This window comes from Winogradskyella arenosi (genome assembly GCF_003337305.1).
Taxonomy (GTDB): Bacteria; Bacteroidota; Bacteroidia; order Flavobacteriales; family Flavobacteriaceae; genus Winogradskyella; species Winogradskyella arenosi.
In genome coordinates this window covers 466,976-488,379 of sequence record NZ_QPJO01000003.1, presented here as the reverse complement: position 1 = coordinate 488,379, position 21,404 = coordinate 466,976, and the positions used below count along the sequence as shown (strand labels likewise).

The window sequence follows — 21,404 nt, the reverse complement described above, 5'->3', positions numbered from 1 at the left end:
CCGTAAGGGCAATAGTTTTATGGCCTAGAGAACAATCGAAAAAAACAGTGTACGGGCAACTTTAGAGTTGCCCATACCAAACAACAAAAATAACATGGCAAGAAAACAAGATAAGAATACAGTACAGAAATTTAACAAAATTTCTATCGGTTTAGCATCACCTGAGTCTGTTTTAGGAGCGTCTCGCGGTGAGGTATTGAAGCCAGAAACTATTAATTATCGAACACACAAACCAGAGAGAGATGGTTTGTTCTGTGAGCGTATTTTTGGTCCTGTAAAGGATTTTGAATGTGCTTGTGGTAAATATAAAAGAATACGTTACAAAGGTATTGTTTGTGACCGTTGTGGTGTAGAAGTAACAGAAAAGAAAGTCCGTAGAGATCGTGTAGGGCACATTAACTTAGTGGTACCTGTAGCTCACATTTGGTATTTCCGTTCTTTACCTAATAAAATTGGTTACCTTCTTGGATTACCGTCTAAGAAATTAGATATGATTATCTATTACGAGCGTTACGTGGTTATTCAACCAGGTATTGCTATGAATGCAGAAGGTGAGCCAGTACAAAAAATGGATTTCTTAACCGAAGAAGAGTATCTAAATATTTTAGAATCTATTCCTCAAGAAAATCAATACTTAGATGATTCAGACCCTAACAAATTCATCGCTAAGATGGGTGCAGAGTGTCTGATTGATTTATTAGCGCGTATTGACTTAGATCAGTTATCTTACGATTTAAGACACAAAGCTAATAATGAAACATCTAAGCAACGTAAAACTGAAGCTTTAAAACGTTTACAAGTTGTTGAAGCGTTTAGAGATTCAAACTTAAACAGAGAAAACAGACCGGAATGGATGATCATGAAGGCTGTACCTGTAATTCCACCAGAATTAAGACCGTTAGTGCCTTTAGATGGTGGTCGTTTTGCAACCTCTGATTTAAATGATTTATACCGTCGTGTAATTATCCGTAACAACCGTCTTAAAAGATTAGTTGAGATAAAAGCACCAGAAGTGATTTTACGTAATGAAAAACGTATGTTACAAGAATCAGTAGATTCATTATTTGATAACACACGTAAATCATCTGCAGTAAAAACAGATTCTAACAGACCATTAAAATCATTATCAGATTCTCTTAAAGGTAAGCAAGGACGTTTCCGTCAAAACTTACTTGGTAAGCGTGTGGATTATTCAGCACGTTCGGTAATTGTTGTAGGACCAGAATTAAAATTATTTGAATGTGGTCTTCCTAAAGATATGGCTGCTGAGCTTTACAAGCCTTTTGTTATTAGAAAATTAATTGAAAGAGGAATTGTAAAAACGGTAAAGTCTGCTAAGAAGATTATAGATAGAAAAGAGCCTGTAGTATGGGATATCTTAGAGAATGTTCTTAAAGGACATCCTGTATTATTAAACCGTGCTCCTACGTTACACCGTTTAGGTATCCAAGCATTCCAACCTAAGCTTATTGAAGGTAAAGCGATTCAATTACACCCATTAGTGTGTACGGCATTTAACGCCGATTTCGATGGGGATCAGATGGCGGTTCACTTGCCATTAGGACCTGAAGCGATTTTAGAAGCGCAACTTTTAATGTTGGCCTCACATAATATTCTGAACCCTGCAAATGGTTCTCCAGTAACTGTACCTTCTCAGGATATGGTACTTGGATTATATTATATGACTAAGCTTAGAAAAACGGATGAAGAGTATACCGTAAAAGGACAAGGTTTAACGTTCTACTCTCCAGAAGAAGTAAATATTGCTTACAATGAAAAGCAAGTTGACTTAAATGCGGGTATTAAAGTAAGAACTCAAGACTTTAATGAAGAAGGAGAATTAACAACTCAAATTATTGAAACAACTGTTGGACGTGTACTTTTTAACGAAAAAGTACCAGCAGCAGCAGGATATATCAATGAAGTCTTAACTAAGAAATCATTAAGAGAAATTATTCACGGTATTCTTAAGAAAACAAGTGTACCTGAAACTGCTGATTTCTTAGATGAAATTAAAACTTTAGGATACAAATTTGCCTTCCAAGGTGGATTATCATTCAGTTTAGGTGATATTATTATTCCAGCTGAAAAGCAAGGAATGATTGATTCAGCAAACAAACAAGTTGATGGTATTATGGGGAACTATAATATGGGGCTTATTACCAACAACGAACGTTATAACCAAGTTATTGATATTTGGACGTCTACGAATGCTGAATTGACTGAATTGTCTATGAAGCGAATTCGTGAAGATAAACAAGGATTCAACTCGGTATTTATGATGCTTGATTCTGGGGCAAGGGGTTCTAAAGAACAGATTCGTCAGTTAACAGGTATGCGTGGATTAATGGCGAAACCTAAAAAATCAACTGCTGGTGGTGGAGAAATTATTGAAAACCCGATTCTTTCTAACTTTAAGGAAGGTCTTTCAATTTTAGAATACTTTATCTCTACGCACGGTGCACGTAAAGGTCTTGCGGATACGGCTCTTAAAACGGCCGATGCAGGTTACTTAACACGTCGTTTAGTTGATGTTTCTCAAGACGTTATTGTTTATGAAGAAGACTGTGGTACACTTAGAGGTATCGAGGTTTCTGCACTTAAGAAAAACGAAGAGATCGTTGAAAGCTTAGAGAATAGAATTGTGGGTAGAACGTCATTAAATGATGTTTACCACCCATTAACCGAAGAGTTATTAGTAGAGTCAGGTGGTCATATCGATGATATTATTGCTAAGAAAATTGGAGATTCTCCTTTAGATTCTATTGAAGTTCGTTCACCTTTATCTTGTGAAGCTAAGAAAGGAATTTGTGTTAAATGTTACGGACGTAACCTTGCTACTGGTAAATTAGTACAAAGAGGTGAAGCTGTTGGTGTTGTTGCGGCACAATCAATTGGTGAGCCAGGAACACAGTTAACCTTACGTACGTTCCACGTGGGAGGTATTGCAGGTAACATTTCTGAAGATAACAAGTTAACGGTTAAGTTTGACGGTATTGCTGAAATTGAAGATCTTAAAACAGTTAAGTCTAAAGATAATGAAGGAAAAGATGTTGATGTTGTCATCTCTAGAACTTCAGAATTAAAATTAATCGATGCTAAAACGGGTATCGTACTAAGTACAAGTAATATCCCTTATGGTTCATTTATTTATGTGAAGCCAGGTGATAAACTTAAGAAAGGTGATGTTGTTTGTTCTTGGGATCCATATAACGGTGTTATTATTTCAGAATTTGCAGGTAATGTGAAGTATGAAAACATCGAACAAGGGGTAACTTATCAAGTTGAAATTGATGAACAAACAGGTTTCCAAGAGAAGGTTATTTCAGAATCTAGAAACAAGAAATTAATACCAACATTATTAATTGAAGATTCTAAAGGAGAAACTATCCGTTCTTACAATTTACCAGTAGGAGCCCACATTATGATTGATGATGGTGATGCTATTGATATCGGTAAGATTTTGGTTAAGATACCTCGTAAATCTGCTAAGGCGGGTGATATTACCGGTGGTCTTCCTCGTGTAACAGAATTGTTTGAAGCACGTAACCCTTCTAATCCAGCTGTAGTAAGTGAGATTGATGGTGTTGTTTCTTTCGGTAAGATTAAGCGTGGTAACCGTGAAATTATTATTGAGTCTAAGCTTGGTGAAGTTAAGAAATACTTAGTGAAATTATCGAATCAGATTCTTGTACAAGAAAATGATTACGTAAAAGCAGGTATGCCTTTATCAGATGGTTCTATAACACCAAACGATATTCTTAACATTAAAGGCCCATCAGCGGTACAACAGTACTTAGTAAATGAAGTACAAGAAGTATATCGTTTACAAGGGGTGAAGATTAATGATAAGCACTTCGAGGTGGTTGTAAGACAAATGATGCGTAAAGTTAGAATTATTGATTCTGGTGATACGATTTTCTTAGAAAACCAATTGGTGCATAAGTCTGATTTCATTGAAGAAAATGATAAAATTTTCGGAATGAAAGTGGTGGAAGATGCAGGTGATTCTGATAATTTAAAATCAGGTCAGATTGTAACAGTAAGAGATCTAAGAGATGAAAACTCTAGTTTACGTCGCGAAGATAAGAACCTTGTAACAGCTAGAGACGCAAGTCCGGCTACTGCAACGCCAATCTTACAAGGTATTACAAGAGCCTCATTACAAACTAAATCGTTTATCTCTGCGGCATCGTTCCAGGAAACAACGAAAGTACTTAATGAAGCTGCCGTTAACGGTAAAGTAGATTCTCTTGAAGGACTTAAAGAAAATGTAATTGTTGGACATAGAATTCCAGCAGGAACAGGTGTTAGAGAATACGATAACATCATCGTAGGTTCTAGAGAAGAATTTAATGAAATGATGAAAGCAAAAGAAGAAATGAATTTTAACTAATTCGTGAATTTTGTTTCAAAATAACAATTGAATTAAAAGCCTTCTTGTATTTTTACAAGAAGGCTTTTTTAATTATAAAGTAAATACTAGAAATCATAAATACGTTTTATTATGGCAGACGATTCCAATAATCCAAATCCTAAAAAAGGACAAATAAATATAGAACTAGACGAAAAGGTTGCAGAAGGAACCTATTCTAACTTGGCAATCATTAATCATTCGGTCTCTGAATTTGTTGTAGACTTTGTGAGCATTATGCCAGGAACCCCTAAGAGTAAAGTTAAGTCGCGTATTATCTTAACTCCGCAACATGCGAAGCGTTTATTAAAAGCTTTAGGCGAAAATGTAACGCGTTTTGAGAATGCTCATGGCGAAATAAAAGATTATGAGCAAGCACCTATACCACTTAATTTTGGACCAACTGGGCAAGCTTAATGAGACCGGTTTACTAAATGAAATAGGTTAGGGGACTTAAATCTTAATGTGAAGTAGGTCTTAAAGGAATAAAAAAAACCTTAGAATTAATTTTCTAAGGTTTTTTTTATGAATTGATTGAAGTAAGGTGGCTTTACTTACAAATGGAATATCTATAACAAACTAAAATTGTCAGTTAATAAAAAAGGAGATATCCATGAGATATGCTAGGTCTCATTATTGTAAGACAAGACAAGGGCTTAATCAAATTCAGAGGTCATATGAAAAGTGATGCTCGGATACTTCTGTTGTGTCATTTGAAGCGTAAACATAGAATCGGCTAAAAACACCAATTGGTTTTGTTTATCTCGGGCTAAGAAACGTTGTTTTACACGTAAGAAATCTTGAAATTCTTCACTTTTAGGATTGTCAGTTTGTACCCAACAGGCTTTTTGAACATTTAAGTTTTCGTAAGTACATTTAGCACCATATTCATGCTCTAAACGGTATTGGATAACTTCATATTGTAAAGCTCCAACGGTACCAATAACTTTTCGACCGTTTAAATCTAGTGTGAAAAGTTGGGCTACCCCTTCATCCATTAATTGATCTATACCCTTATAAAGTTGTTTAGATTTCATAGGATCAGCATTATTAATATATCTAAAATGCTCTGGTGAAAAACTCGGTACGCCTTTATAATGAAGCACTTCGCCTTCAGTTAAAGTATCTCCAATTTTAAAGCTTCCTGTATCTTGTAATCCAACGATATCACCAGGGTAAGAGATATCTACAATCTCTTTCTTTTCAGCAAAGAAAGCATTAGGACTAGAGAATTTTAATTTCTTTTTGTTTCTAACATGAAGGTAGGCCGTGTTTCGTTTAAACTCTCCAGATACAATTTTAATAAAGGCAAGTCTATTTCTGTGGTTAGGATCCATGTTGGCGTGAATTTTAAAGACAAAGCCACTAAATTCCTTCTCATCAGGTTGTACTAAACGTTCTTCACTATGTTTAGGTCTCGGTTTTGGTGCAATATCCACGAAACAATCTAATAACTCACGGACACCAAAATTATTTAAAGCAGAACCAAAGAATACCGGTTGTTGTGTTCCATCAAGATAGTCTTCTTTGTTAAAAATAGGGTAGATGCCTTCTACCAATTCAATTTCATCTCTTAAGGTGTTAGCGGCATTTTCGCCCACTAAGGTATCCAATTCAGAAGATGATAAATCTGAAATTTCAATGGTTTCCTCGATATCTTTTCGGCTATCTCCAGAAAATAAATTAACATTCTTTTCCCAAATGTTATAAATCCCTTTAAAGTCATAACCCATACCAATAGGGAAACTTAATGGGACGACTTTTAAGCCTAATTTTTGTTCAATTTCATCCAAAAGATCAAAAGCGTCTTTTCCCTCTCTATCCATTTTATTGATAAAAACAATCATTGGGATGTTACGCATTCTACAAACTTCAACCAGTTTTTCCGTTTGCTCCTCAACCCCCTTAGCAACATCAATAACGACAATAACACTATCAACGGCTGTTAAAGTTCTAAAGGTATCTTCAGCAAAATCTTTGTGACCAGGAGTATCTAAAATATTTATTTTTATCCCATTATATTCAAAAGCTAAAACAGAAGTGGCTACAGAAATTCCACGCTGACGTTCAATTTCCATAAAGTCACTCGTAGCGCCTTTCTTAATCTTATTACTTTTTACGGCTCCTGCTTCTTGGATAGCACCACCAAATAAAAGTAACTTTTCTGTTAAGGTTGTTTTTCCTGCATCTGGGTGCGATATAATTCCAAATGTTCTACGTCTGTTAATCTCTTCTATAAAACTCATAATAAACTTAAAAATAACTGCGAAGATACTATTATTAACAACAATAAAAATAGAACAGCGTAGGGCATTTTAAAATTTCTTAAAATTGCCAACATCTTAAGGATTTCCATCTTTTTTCAGAATATTAGTGTGTTTTTATGCTCATATTCAGGGGGTTAAATGTTAAATTATCGTGTAGTTGGTCGAAAAAAAACTCATATTTATTAAATTATTATAAATTATGTTAATTTCATATAAAATCACTAATAAATTTAATTGTAATTACATTAAGTTTATTTTATGGTGTTATTTTAACATTTTTTAACCAGTTGCCCCTGATTATTTTGTGATTAAAGTCCCAAACATTTAATTGTAAACCCCGTACCGTTACTCAGTTTACAGTAGTAAAATAGCCTTTCTAAAAACCGAGAATTGTATTCATCTACTGCTGAGTTTCACAAGAGCAACTCCTTTCCTTCTTGTTAGAATTTCATCTGATAATATTAATCTTCTAAAATTATCATTATGGATAGACCTACTTTCCAATTCCACATTCTGAAAAGCTTTATTGTACGTTTTAAATCAATGTTATTTCTCATCGTTTTGATGTTAAGTTTGTTGTCTGTTACGAGGTCAGAGCCCGAACATTCAGAGTTCCATTCTTTTATTAAAGATGCTCATCTTTACTATAGTTCTGTAAGCGTTCTATGTAATACGGATAGCCCAGTACCTATATCGGCCTCAAATTATACGGATATAGCGGTAAGTAGTAATACTTCTGGTTTATGTATTCTAGGATGTGGTATAAGTAACGAAAATGCTTTGGTAGATAGTGATGAGACTAATTATACCACAGTAACGACTGCTGTAGGCCTAGGGGTAACACATACTATTAAGGTTGAAGATACAACAACAGATGAATTTTATAACAGTGGGAATTATGCCGGATTTTTATTAGAAAATAGCACGGTATTGCAAGTAGATTTGCTCGATAATATTGTTGTCAAGACCTTTTTAGATGGGGTAGAGCAAGAATCAAAATCGAGTAATACCTTAGCGGTTATTAATACGAGCTTGTTGGGGTCTAATCAGTTTTATGTAGGTTTTTATACTACTGAAGATTTTGATGCCATTCAAATTTCATTGTCTAGTTTAGCAGGGGTACTTTCTTCCACTAAAATTTATCATGCCGTAACCAATAGCTTTTGTGCCGGACCAGACTTGGTTTGTAATACACCAACAACGTTAACAAAACCCGATTTTCCGGCTAGAATAGTGGAGGAACACACTGGATTCGGCGGCGTTTTAGGTGTAGGGAGTGTTATCGATGCTACAGCAGCCGTAGATTCTAATGCTAACTCATACGCGAGTATAGATTTTACCTTAGGGGTGTTAGCAACGGGTAGTCTCTCTATTAAAGATGAATTTACAGCGTATCCTGAGCATACTTATGCAGGTTTTGATATTGAAAATACATCTGTTCTTAATTTAGATTTACTTGATGGTGTCACCATTTCAACCTATTTAAATGGATCACTACAAGAAAGTCAAACAGGAAGTTCTGAGTTAATAGCTTTAGATAGTGCGCTCTTGCTAACGGGGTCTGAACGTTCTCAGGTAGGGTTTGTAACCAATTTACCTTTTGATGAAGTACAAATATCTATAAGCCAAACGCTTTCTGTCAACTTAGGAAGCACAAGAGTCTACGGATTAGTTTTAAAGTCTTTTTGTGAAGGAGAACTTGCCTGTAGTTCTGCAACGGTTCTGAGTAATCCATCACAGCCTGTAATTATCAATAATACGAACACAGGTATAGAAGGATTAGCCTGTGTAGGGTGTGAGGTTGATAATGCCAATCATGTGATTAGTGAAAGTAATTCTGATTTTGCCATGATCAATGTCGTGGCTGGTGTAGTTAATACCGCTTCAATAGCAGTAGAAAATGTCTTAAGTACGTTTCCTTTAGGGAGCACGGCTGGATTTATTATTAGAGATACCAATGATTTATTACAAGTTGATTTATTAAATTCTTTAACGGTAAGTACTTATTTAGACGGGACATTGTTAGAATCTAAAACAGCCAGTAATTTACTCGCTTTAGAAGCATTAGGACTTATAAATATTACACCAGCAACAACGGATGGTTTCTTATTGGTAGGTTTTGAAACCAGCTTCAATTATGATGAAATTAAACTTTCTGTAAGTGCTTTAGCTGCTGTTATAAATAGTATTGAAGTTTACGGAAGTTATGTAGATACTACTATTCAGATTGAAGGTACAGTAATTAATGAAACTACACTCGGTATTACAGACGGTAGCTTATCAGTAGCGGTATCAGGAGGTACACCGCCTTATACTTTTGAATGGAGTCCGGGTGGAGAAACCACAAATTCCATTTCAGGATTGTCACCAGGAACCTATACGGTTACGGTTACAGATGCGCTAGGTTGTGAAGCTACAGAATCCTTTATTGTAAATACCGATGGGGTTCAATATGAGGTGCCTTGTAATACAGTAGATCCTGTGCCAATTACGAGTTCTGGGTTTACGGATCTAACAGTGAATACAAATACTTCAGGGACTTGCGTGTTAGGTTGTGGGATTTATAATGACGCTCATTTAATCGACGGAGATGAATCTACCTATGCCACAATCACTACAGGAGTAGGACTTGGTACAACCCATACGCTTAGAGTAACCGACGCCACAGCAGGAGAATTTTTTACCACTGGTGGTTATGCAGGGCTACTCATAGAGAACAGTTCTATTCTTCAAGCAGATTTACTAGAAGCAATTGTTATTAAAACGTATTTAGATGGTGTAGAGCAAGAATCTAAAACAAGTTCAGCCTTAGCCGTTGTAAATAGTACTTTATTAGGGAGCGATAAATATTATATAGGGTTTTATACCACTATGGATTATGATGCTATTGAAATTTCAATAGCCAGTTTATTAAATGTTTTGTCCTCTACGCGTGTCTATCATGCGGTAACAAACCGATTTTGTGAAGGGCCAGATTTAGCGTGTAATACGCCAACGGCCTTAATCAAACCAGATTTTCCAATGAGAATTGTAGATGAACATACCGGAACGGGAGGTTTACTCGGGGTGGGCAGTGTTAATAATATAGATAACTTGTTCGATTCTAATGCAGGAAATTATGCCACAATAGATTTGTTGGCGGGAGTTGCAGCAACTGCAGCCTTAGCCGTAAAAGACGAATTAACGGAATACCCAGCAATGACATATGCCGGATTCGATATTGAAAATGCAAGTTTATTAAATACTCAGTTGTTAGATGCCATTACCATATCAACTTATAATAATGGAGCCTTGGTAGAATCTCATACAGGTACCACCGAGCTTGTACCTGTAAATTCAGGTTTGTTATTGACCGGTAATGAAGCTATAAGAGTTGGATTTGTAGCGTCTGCCCCTTTTGATGAGGTTCAAATAAGCCTCTCTCAACTCGTGTCTGTGAATTTAGGAAGTACACGAATTTATAATGTGGTTTTAGAAGCTTTCTGTGCAGGAACTATAGATTGTGAAGATCCTTATGTATTAGCCAATCCCAATGATTCTGTAATTATTAATTCTTTCAGAACAGGAACCGATGGTTTGGCCTGCGTAGCTTGTGAGGTTGATAATTCTCAAAATGTATTGACGCAAGAGGGGAGTGATTTTGCATTAATCAATATTGTAGCAGGGGTTGCGGGAAGCGCATCGCTTTCTGTACAAGATGTGCTTTTAGAATATCCTGCAGGAACAAGAGCAGGGTTCGTTATTAGAGATACAAACGATTTATTAGAAGTCGATCTGTTAAATTCAATAACCTTAACCACCTATTTAAACGGTCTGCAACGCGAGCAAAAAACAGCAAGTAATTTATTGACTTTAGAAGCTTTAGGTTTAATTAATATAACGCCATTAACTACAAATGGCTTATATGTTGTGGCTTTTAATACGACTTTAAGTTTTGATGAAATTCAAATTACGGTAGGCTCACTCGCTAGTGTTATTAATTCTATAGAAGTCTATGGTGGGTATATCGATGCAACAAATTCAAATTTGTGTGATACGGCCAATATTGCTGTAATTAAAACAGTAGAATTTAATGATGAAAATACAGATGGATTTGCTGAAGTTGGAGAAACTTTGACTTATGACTTTACCGTAACAAATGAAGGTAGCGTAGATTTATCCGATGTGGTGTTAACGGATACTATGCTGGGTGGCGAATTAACTTTGGTTTCTGGTGATACAGATGGTGATAATGAATTGGATGTCGATGAGATATGGTTGTATTCTGCGAGCTACACGCTTACACAAGCCGATGTAGATACAGGTTCAGTTAGTAACCAAGCAAGCATTACATCCGTTAATGTTGATGATGGAACAGAAGAAAGTGACCTTTCGGATGACGACTCTGTTTTTGAAGATGATTTTACGGTAATTGACTTGCCGCAGTCTGCAGAAGTTGCCGTGATTAAAATAGCCGATTTTAATGATGAAAATAACGATGGTTATGCTAATGTCGGCGAAACAATCACCTATAATTTTACAGTTACCAACGAAGGAACTACGAGTATTACAGATGTGACATTAACAGATGCTATGTTAGGCGGAGAACTCACCTTAGCCTCAGGAGACGACAATAATGATAACATCTTAGATGTCGATGAAGTTTGGTTGTATGCTGCAAGTTATAGTATTACACAATCAGATATTGATGCAGGCATCGTAAGTAATCAAGCTGTAGTAACCGGAACAAGTAGCATTGACGGTTCAACGCTAGAAGACCTTTCGGATGATGACACCGTTTTAGAAGATGATATTACCGATTTAATATTGCCATTAGAATCAGGCATCGCAGTGATAAAAACGGTACTCTTTAATGATGAAAATAGCGATGGTTATGCAAATGTAGGAGAAACCATAACCTACAGTTTTACAGTCACCAACCAAGGACAAGCCACGATAACAGATGTTGTTCTTACAGATGCTATGTTAGGCGGAGAATTAACACTAGCCTCCGGAGACGACAATAATGATAACATCCTAGATGTCGATGAAGTTTGGTTGTATGCTGCAAGTTATAGTATCACACAATCAGATATTGATGCAGGCATCGTAAGTAATCAAGCTGTAGTAACCGGAACAAGTAGCATTGACGGTTCAACGCTAGAAGACCTTTCGGATGATGATACCGTTTTAGAAGATGATATTACCGATCTCATCTTGCCATTAGAATCAGGCATCGCAGTGATAAAAACGGCAGTTTTTAATGATGAAAATAGTGATGGTTATGCAAACTTAGGAGAAACTATAACCTACAGTTTTACAGTCACCAACCAAGGACAAGCCACGATAACAGATGTTGTTCTTACAGATGCTATGTTAGGCGGAGAACTCACCTTAGCCTCAGGAGACGACAATAATGATAACATCTTAGATGTCGATGAAGTTTGGTTGTATGCTGCAAGTTATAGTATCACACAATCAGATATTGATGCAGGCATCGTAAGTAATCAAGCTGTAGTAACCGGAACAAGTAGCATTGACGGTTCAACGCTAGAAGACCTTTCGGATGATGACACCGTTTTAGAAGATGATATTACCGATTTAATCTTGCCATTAGAATCAGGCATCGCAGTGATAAAAACGGCAGTTTTTAATGATGAAAATAGTGATGGTTATGCAAACTTAGGAGAAACTATAACCTACAGTTTTACAGTCACCAACCAAGGGCAAGCCACGATAACAGATGTTGTTCTTACAGATGCTATGTTAGGCGGAGAACTCACTTTAGCCTCAGGAGACGACAATAGTGATAACATCCTAGATGTCGATGAAGTTTGGTTGTATGCTGCAAGTTATAGTATCACACAATCAGATATTGATGCAGGCATCGTAAGTAATCAAGCTGTAGTAACCGGAACAAGTAGCATTGACGGTTCAACGCTAGAAGACCTTTCGGATGATGATACCGTTTTAGAAGATGATATTACCGATCTCATCTTGCCATTAGAATCAGGTATAGCACTTATAAAAACGGCCGAAGTTAATGACGAAAATAACAACAGTTGTAGCGATGCAGGAGAAACCATTTCTTACACGTTCAACGTCACTAATGAAGGAAACACAAGCATCACCAATGTTGAATTAACAGATACGATGTTAGGAGGTCTCTTAACGTTAGCTTCAGGAGATACCGATGCCGACAATGAGTTAGATGTTGATGAAATATGGATCTACACCGCAGATTACACTTTATTACAAGCTGATATCGATGCAGGAATGGTGAGCAATCAAGCCACAGTAAGTGGAATAAACATTATTGATGGTGTAACACTTACAGATTTATCGGATGATGATAGCGTTTTAGAAGATGATGCCACAGAAACCGAGGTATGTCAATTACCTGCAGCGATAGCACTTATAAAAACGGCCGAAGTTAACGACGAGAATAGCAATAGTTGTGGTGACGCCGGAGAAACGATTTCTTATACGTTCAACGTCACTAATGAAGGAAACACTAGCATTACTAATGTAGAGTTGACGGATACCATGCTTGGTGGTCTCATCGCGCTTACATCAGGAGATATAGATGCTGACAATCAACTCGATGTTAATGAAATCTGGGTTTATACCGCGGACTACACCTTAATTCAAGCTGATATTGATGCAGGAATGGTGAGTAATCAAGCCACAGTAAATGGTATAAGTGCAATAGATGGCACTATACTTACAGATTTATCGGATGACGATAGTGTATTAGAAGATGATGCAACAGAAACACAAGTGTGCCTATCGCCTGGAGCAATAGCAGTAGTCAAATCGGGGGTTTATAATGATCTTAACGCAGATGATTGTGCTAATATCGGTGAAACCATTACTTATACGTTCACAGTGACTAATGAAGGCGATTCAAGTATAGCATCGGTAGAATTAACAGATGTGATGCTAGGAGGTCTTATGGATTTAGCTTCAGGAGATACAGACGGCGACAGCCAATTAGATAGTGATGAAACGTGGACCTATGTTGCCGATTATACCATTACCCAATCTGATATTGATATAGGAATTATATACAACCAAGCAACGGTTACAGGTATTACTGTTAGTGATGGTTCTGCTGTGATGGATCTATCGGATGATGATAGTGCTTCAGAAGATGATATCACTGAAATGATTTTATGCCAAAAAGCAGCAATCGCAGTAGTGAAAACCGGTGTTTTTAATGACGATAATTCTGATGGATGTGGAAATATAGGTGAAACAATTTCTTATACATTCCAAGTTACCAATGAAGGTAATTTAAGTGTGCCTTTAGTAGAATTAACAGATAGTATGCTTGGCGGTGTTATGACGCTTGCTTCTGGAGATGATGATGCCGATACTGAGTTAGATGTAAATGAAACGTGGTGGTATACCGCAGATTACACACTTACTGAAACTGATATTGAAGCTGGTATCGTTAATAATCAAGCTATGCTTACAGGAATGAATTTGATGGACGGAACCATGTTGATGGATTTATCGGATGATGATAGCACCATGGAAGATGATGTTACCATTACGGCCATCTGTCTATCTGGAGGACTGTCCCTAGAAAAAGTGGGAGTTTTTAATGATGAAAACGGAAGTGGTGTTCCAGAAGTTGGTGAAACGTTAAGCTACACCTTTACGGTTTACAACACTGGGTTCATAACGCTTTATGATATAACCATTGAGGATCCTCTTCCAGGTATTATCATCGAAGGCGGTCCTATTGCCGAATTAGAAGCAGGTGGAATAGATGACTTCACTTTTGTAGCGACTTACACGCTTACTGAAGAAGATATTGCCAACGGTCATGTCACCAATCAAGCTATTGTTACGGCAACCGGAGCAGATGGAGTGACCTACACGGACACCTCCGATGATCCTAATAATTTTGACGATATAGACCTTAATGATGATAATGAACCCGATGATCCTACAGTTACGGATTTGCCAGAAATCTTAAATGCGCAATTCGAAATATTTAATGCTATTACACCAGATGGTGATAGTGATAATAATTTCTTCAGAATTATAGGAATAGAAGATTATCCTCAAAATAATTTGAAAATCTATAACCGTTGGGGTGTGTTAATTTATGATATGGATGGCTACGGCATCAACGGTAAGGTATTTACCGGAGTCTCTGACGGTCGTGGTACCATTAATAAAGATGAAGAATTACCAACAGGAACCTACTTCTATATATTAAGACGATTTGTAGGGAGAGAGACCTTAACGAATCAAGGATATTTATATATAAAAAATAATTAAACCCCATAATCTTATGAAATATTATATTTTAATACTGCTAGTTTTTATGAGTATTAGTTTAAGCTTTTCTCAGCAAGATTCGCAATACACGCAATACATGTATAACACCCAGGTTATTAACCCAGGTTATATAGGCTCTAAAGACGTGCTTAGTTTTGGGCTGTTGTATAGGTCGCAATGGGTTGGATTTGATGGCGCCCCTGAAACAGGAACATTTACCCTAAGCTCCCCAATTGGTGAAGCTAAAAAAATGGGACTTGGGCTATCTATTGTTAATGATCAAATCGGTCCATCTACAGAGACAAATATCGTTGTAGATTATGCTTATGCCTTAATGTTTTCTCGAGTATCTAAATTGTCTTTTGGTATAAAAGCAGGGGTTAATATTCTAGATGTAGATTATACAAAACTTAATATTTATGACACTAATGATTCGCAGTTTTCAGAGAACATCAACAATAAACTCTATCCGCAAATAGGCGCCGGAATTTTTTATAACACCGATAAAATGTACGTCGGGTTATCAGTGCCTAATTTGCTGAATTCAAAACATTATAACACGGATAATATCGATGATATTAATGTCGATGAATTTGCGATAGAACGTCTACACTATTTCTTAATTGGGGGGTATGTGTTTGATCTCAATGAAAATCTAAAATTTAAACCAGCCACCATGGTGAAATTGGTGGATGGTTCTCCTATTCAGGCGGATATCTCGGCTAATTTTCTCATTAATGAAAAAATTACGCTTGGTGCGGCTTATCGTTTTGATGCTGCCGTAACAGCCATGGCAGGTTTTCAGATTACAAACAGATTATTTATAGGGATGGGATATGATTATCAGACCACAGACATTGAAACCTATAGTGATGGTTCGTATGAGGTCTTTATCAAATTTGATGTCCTTAAAAATGTTGAACGTATACTAACGCCTAGATTTTTCTAAACCTTAAAAACTATGAATCTACATATATATAAATTAATACTCTGTTTTTTTGCACTGACGTTTTCGGCAAGTTCTTTGGCCCAAATAGGGAAATTAGAAAAAGCCAAGGCAAAATATGATAAATACCACTATATCGATGCCCGAGAAATTTACTTAGAAGTTGTGGCTAATGGGTATCGATCGGCTGAGGTGTATAGAAAACTCTGCGACACTTATTATTTTAATAGTGAATATGCGGGCGCCTCAAAATGGTATTATAAATTGTTAAATGAATTTCCTGATGACGTTCAGCCAATTGATTATTTCCGCGCTGCACAATGTTTAAAAAGTACAGGTGAATTGCGCGAGGCAGAACGCTTAATGGAAACCTATAAGGCTAAAGGTGGTAAAGCTTTAACTATAGCGTCTTATAAAAATGTTGCCGATACCTTATTTGAAAAAGGCGTGGACGATAAGCTGTTTGAAATCGATAAAATTAGCGCCAATACTGAACATTCAGATTTTGGACCGGCTTTCTATGACAATAAAATAGTATTCGCTTCAAGTGATAATGCGAGTGAGAATTTTGATACAGAAGCTGTTGATCTTGCCGGTTGGGATAAACAACCTTTTCTTGATTTGTATCAAGTTGAGGTGGATGATGAAATGAACTTAAAAGAAGTAGAACCCTTAAAAGGTGATATTAATACCAAGTATCACGAGTCTACACCCGCGTTTTCTAAAGATGGAAGTACGATGTACTTTACGAGAAATAATTTTTTAGACGGAAAAAAACGACGAGACAAAGATTTTGTTATTCGACTTAAAATATACAAGGCTACAAAAGTAGGGGACACTTGGGACCATATAAAAGAACTCCCTTTTAATAGCGATAGTTATTCCGTAGGACATCCGGCATTGAACCCTGAGGAAAATAGATTGTACTTTGCTTCAGATATGCCGGGTACCATTGGTATGTCTGACCTTTGGTATGTAGATATTTTAGATAATGATACCTATTCCACTCCTGTAAATATGGGGAGCACTATCAATACGGTGGCTAGGGAAACATTTCCTTTTATAAGTACCAAAAACAATTTATACTTTTCTAGTGATGGCCTTAAAGGTTTAGGAGGCTTAGATATTTTTGTAACCAAACTCAATGCAGATGATCATGGAGAAATTGCAACGTTTGGTGCTCCAATTAACAGTAGTAAAGATGATTTTAGTTTTATTATCAAAGAAGGTCGGATAGGTTATTTTACATCCAATAGAGATGGGGATGAGGGGAGTAAAAGTGATGATATTTATCAAATTTGGGAACGTTGTGAAATTACAATTCAAGGTCCTGTAACCGATGCGGATACTGGCGAGTTACTGCCAGATACCGAGGTGACGCTTTTAGATAGTAATAATGAAGTTATTCAGTCGGTGATTCTTAAGGAAGATGGTCTTTTTACTTTCAACTTAGATTGTAACCAACAGTATATCATAAGGGCTAAAAAAGAAGGCTATAATCCTAAAGAAGAAATTTTTGAAACTCCTAAGAATCCCAAAACAATTGTAATGCCAATTGTATTAAATATGCCTTTAACCTTAAAAGTTATGGATCCTTGTTTACCTAATGACCTTGGCTGTAAGTTAACCTTACAACCTATATATTTTGATTATGATAAATCTAATATCCGTGCAGATGCTGAGGTAGAGTTGGCTAAAATATTAGCAGCATTAAAGCAATATCCAGAACTAAAAATACATATAGAATCTCATACAGATTCAAGAGGTCGAGATGCTTATAATCTTAAATTATCGCAACGTCGCGCAAAATCTACAATGCAATGGTTCTATGATAAAGGAGTGACTAAAAGTAGACTGTCTGCAAAGGGCTATGGAGAATCGCAGTTAATTAATGAATGCGCAAATGGAGTAGATTGTAGCGAAGAAAAACATCAACTTAATAGGCGATCAATGTTTATTATTAAGGACTAATTGGGGTTGGATTATTTGTGGAAAAGCATCTTGTTTACGGCTTGTAAACAAGATGTTTTTAGTTGTAATATGGCCTTTTTATGAAAAGATTAATGCATTTTAAAGTTTAACTTGGTATTTTTACGGCATGACAGAAGAACAAGTGATCCTCGTTGATGAAAACGATAATAAGATTGGATTAATGCCAAAAATGGAAGCGCATGAAAAAGCATTGCTACATCGCGCCTTTTCGGTATTTGTATTTAATGACAAAAATGAATTAATGCTTCAGCAACGTGCGTTACACAAATACCACACGCCAGGCTTGTGGACCAATACCTGTTGTAGTCATCAGCGCGATGGTGAGTCTAATCTTGAAGCCGGTAAGCGCCGCCTTCAAGAAGAAATGGGGTTTGTAACCGAATTGGAAGAAAAAACAGCTTTTATTTATAAAGCACCTTTTGAAAATGGATTAACGGAGCACGAATTTGATCATATTATGGTTGGGTATTATAATAGTGTTCCTCAAATTAATCCTGATGAAGTTGCTGATTGGAAATGGATGAGTTTAGAAGCTGTACGAAAAGATATTTCAGCGCATCCAGAACTTTATACCGCTTGGTTTAAAATTATTTTTGAAAAATTTTATGAATTTATAAACGTTAGTTAATCATGCAAGTTACCGTACATCGAAAAGCACATTTTAATGCGGCTCATAGACTTTATCGTAAGGATTGGAGTGCTGAGAAGAATCAGGCGGTATTTGGATTATGTAATAATCCTAACTTTCATGGTCATAATTACGAAATGATTGCTAGTGTAACAGGAGAAATAGATCCTGAAACAGGCTACGTTATTGATATAAAAACGTTGAAGGGCCTTATCAAGTCTGAGGTGGAAGATGCTTTTGATCATAAAAACCTTAACCTTGACGTCCCAGAATTTCAAGACTTAAATCCTACAGCAGAAAATATTGTAGTGGTGATTTACAACAAACTTAAAGCGAAACTCAATGCTAAATTTCAGCTAGAAATTACACTTTATGAAACACCACGTAATTTTGTAACTTATTCCGGAAACTAATGATGAAATCAAGTTTATACCCATTAAAGTTTCAACCTATATTAAAAGATAAAATCTGGGGAGGAAGCAAATTACATGAATACTTTAACAAAGCTTCTGAGTCGAAAGTTTTGGGCGAAAGTTGGGAGATTAGTACCGTTCCAGAAGCTGTTTCTATTGTTTCTAACGGAGCCTTATCTGGGCAGTCTTTACAAGATTTAGTCAATGAGCATCAATCAGCTTTATTAGGTGAAAAAAATTGGGAACGTTTTGGTAAGGCCTTTCCATTGCTTATTAAATTTATAGATGCTAAACAAGATCTAAGCATTCAACTGCATCCTAATGATGAACTGGCTAAAAAACGTCACAATTCCTTCGGAAAGACAGAAATGTGGTACGTGATGCAAGCTGATGAAGCCGCTAACTTAATTGTAGGTTTTAATAAAAAAGTAAATAAAGAAATTTACTTAAAGCATTTGGATGAAAAACGCCTCACCAAAATTTTAAATTTTGATACCGTAAAAGAAGGCGATACCTATTTTATTGAAGCGGGTAGAGTCCATGCTATTGGGGCGGGTGTCCTTTTAGCAGAGATACAGCAGACTAGTGATGTAACCTACCGAGTGTATGATTGGGACCGTGTTGATGCTAACGGTAAGGAGCGTGAATTGCATAATGATATTGCCATTGATGCCTTTGATTTTAACATGGAAGACGATTATAGAGTGTCTTACAAGAAGGATAAGAATGTCTCTAATACTATGGTAACCTGTCCTTATTTTACAACCAATTTTATAACAATAGATTCTAAAATTGAAAAGCATAATCAATGGGATTCTTTTCTAATTTATATGTGTGTTGATGGTGATGTTGAAATTATAACGGATAGCATTACAATTAAGATTTCTAAAGGCGAAACAATATTGATTCCAGCAGCCGTTAAAGACTTTAGTTTAAAGTCTGAATACGGGAAGCTTTTGGAGGTTTACGTTTAAAACTTAAGATAAATTAAGAAAATGCAATTCATTAACTAAATGGATTTAGTATTTTTGCAGTTATTAAAATAAAATTATCATGGCTAATAAAAGAGAATTAAAAAAAGATATCAATTACGTACTAGGAGATATTATTGAAGCAGTTTACGTTTGGGAATTGACCAATGCAGAGAAACCAACAAAAGAGAGTGAAGCTGTTATTGACGAGGCTATTGTTACTTTTGATGAGTTAATTGCTCGTGTTAATGACCGTAGTGTAGAAAATAAAAAGGCACACTTTAAAGCGATAAACGCTGACCTTGAGTCTAAAGGGAGAGTACTTATTGAAAAAATAAATAAATTAAAATAAATTTATTTGCAGATTTAAAAATCTATCTTAAATTTGCGCTCGCTTACCGATATAAGTAAGCAATTGTTGCCGATGTAGCTCAGCTGGCTAGAGCAGCTGATTTGTAATCAGCAGGTCGTGGGTTCGAGTCCCTCCATCGGCTCTTTATAAAAACTCTAACACTTTTTTAAAGTGATTAGAGTTTTTTTTTGCTCTTGTTTTAACACGTTTAAAGGCTTCCTATTTAAGCTGTCTTAGATGGTCGTCTTAATTGATCCTAAGCTTCTGAAATCGCATTGTTATTACAGGAATGACGACTATTAGGATGATAAGGTTGGTTAGAAGTTTCTGTTTAATGAAGAAATCTTTAAGCGAGAATCAAAAAAAATCCAATCAACTGATTGGATTTTTTTTGATGTATTATAAAAAGGTTTTAATTGGCTTCCTTACGAGCTGCAATTGTTTCTGCCAGCTTTTTACCATAAAGCGAAGTCTTAACCTCTGGACTAAGGCTTTTATAAATGGAGTCTATAAAAACAGGATTTACGTTTCTAGTTTCATACAAAGCCAAATACGGTGCAATCTCGTTATCTTTATGATTTAAGGCATACTGAATGGTATAAGCGTATTTACGTTTTATAAGTTTATCTGAAGCTCGGTTTAAAGAATCTGCAGTAACCGAATCGTTCGCTTTTTGAGCGATAAAACTCGCTTCAATTAAATCTAAATTTTTAGAATTGTATTTAGAGACCACACTGGTGTACTCATTTAATAGATTTTGCTGCTCAGAACCTTTAATTTTAGAGTCGTAATTAAAGTTTTTTAATGTTGTAGAGATTTCAGTAACACCTTGATCAGCAAAAAACGGAATGTAATGCTCGTCTTTGTCATTTTTAAACAGTTTGAGATAAAGAATCTCTGGTTCTTCAAGATCGGTATGTAAGCTAAATTCAGACTGTCCAGAAATGGCTACGGAGTCCAGATTTACAATACTAGAATCGCCATCCTTTTGAAGATAAACCATCCCTTTTTTTAAACCTTTAATACGTCCTTTAAGTGTAAAGTTGGTATTTGGACTTTGGCTGCATGAAAACGCTAAAGCCACGATAAAGGTTAAACTTAAGATCTTATTTAATTTTGTCATGTTATAGAGTGTAATTTTAGGTGG

General features: G+C 36.0%; 11 protein-coding genes and 1 tRNA gene. 10 read left to right on the top strand and 2 right to left on the bottom strand.

The features are described from left to right. Window positions 1-94 precede the first annotated feature (94 nt). Window positions 95-4,396, top strand: a complete 4,302-nt coding sequence (gene rpoC / locus DFQ08_RS11210; protein ID WP_114310107.1) for a DNA-directed RNA polymerase subunit beta' — start codon at window positions 95-97, stop codon at window positions 4,394-4,396. Window positions 4,397-4,507: 111 nt separating this feature from the next. After that, on the top strand, window positions 4,508-4,831 hold the full coding sequence (locus tag DFQ08_RS11205) for a DUF3467 domain-containing protein (RefSeq protein ID WP_114310106.1): 324 nt from the start codon (window positions 4,508-4,510) through the stop codon (window positions 4,829-4,831). Window positions 4,832-5,070: 239 nt separating this feature from the next. Here DFQ08_RS11205 and DFQ08_RS11200 read toward each other — a convergent pair whose 3' ends face one another. Then, on the bottom strand, window positions 5,071-6,660 hold the full coding sequence (locus DFQ08_RS11200) for a peptide chain release factor 3 (protein WP_114310105.1): 1,590 nt from the start codon (window positions 6,658-6,660) through the stop codon (window positions 5,071-5,073). Between the two features lie 504 nt (window positions 6,661-7,164). Between DFQ08_RS11200 and DFQ08_RS11195 the strand changes: the two genes are divergently transcribed. The 8 genes from DFQ08_RS11195 to DFQ08_RS11160 all read left to right on the top strand — a co-directional run bounded on the left by DFQ08_RS11195 (window position 7,165) and on the right by DFQ08_RS11160 (window position 20,399). Then, window positions 7,165-14,955, top strand: a complete 7,791-nt coding sequence (locus DFQ08_RS11195; protein ID WP_114310104.1) for a DUF7507 domain-containing protein — start codon at window positions 7,165-7,167, stop codon at window positions 14,953-14,955. A 13-nt stretch (window positions 14,956-14,968) separates the two neighbouring features. Then, window positions 14,969-15,904 (top strand): PorP/SprF family type IX secretion system membrane protein, encoded by a 936-nt coding sequence (locus DFQ08_RS11190; RefSeq protein ID WP_114310103.1) that lies wholly within the window; start codon window positions 14,969-14,971, stop codon window positions 15,902-15,904. Window positions 15,905-15,916: 12 nt separating this feature from the next. Then, complete coding sequence (locus DFQ08_RS11185; RefSeq protein WP_114310102.1) at window positions 15,917-17,872, top strand: OmpA family protein; 1,956 nt, start codon at window positions 15,917-15,919, stop codon at window positions 17,870-17,872. Window positions 17,873-17,999: 127 nt separating this feature from the next. Further along, window positions 18,000-18,521: an isopentenyl-diphosphate Delta-isomerase gene (gene idi, locus DFQ08_RS11180; protein ID WP_114310101.1), complete on the top strand. Its 522-nt coding sequence runs from the start codon at window positions 18,000-18,002 to the stop codon at window positions 18,519-18,521. 2 nt (window positions 18,522-18,523) lie between these two features. Continuing rightward, window positions 18,524-18,934, top strand: a complete 411-nt coding sequence (locus tag DFQ08_RS11175) for a 6-pyruvoyl trahydropterin synthase family protein (protein ID WP_114310100.1) — start codon at window positions 18,524-18,526, stop codon at window positions 18,932-18,934. 2 nt (window positions 18,935-18,936) lie between these two features. Continuing rightward, window positions 18,937-19,908: a type I phosphomannose isomerase catalytic subunit gene (locus DFQ08_RS11170; protein WP_114310099.1), complete on the top strand. Its 972-nt coding sequence runs from the start codon at window positions 18,937-18,939 to the stop codon at window positions 19,906-19,908. A gap of 79 nt (window positions 19,909-19,987) precedes the next feature. Beyond that, complete coding sequence (locus DFQ08_RS11165) at window positions 19,988-20,257, top strand: hypothetical protein (RefSeq protein ID WP_114310098.1); 270 nt, start codon at window positions 19,988-19,990, stop codon at window positions 20,255-20,257. Window positions 20,258-20,325: 68 nt separating this feature from the next. After that, a tRNA-Thr gene (locus DFQ08_RS11160) sits at window positions 20,326-20,399 on the top strand. Window positions 20,400-20,669: 270 nt separating this feature from the next. Here the strand turns inward: DFQ08_RS11160 and DFQ08_RS11155 are convergent. Further along, a complete protein-coding gene (locus DFQ08_RS11155) occupies window positions 20,670-21,380 on the bottom strand; it encodes a DUF4369 domain-containing protein (protein WP_114310097.1) in 711 nt (236 codons plus the stop codon). Between the last annotated feature and the right edge of the window lie 24 nt (window positions 21,381-21,404).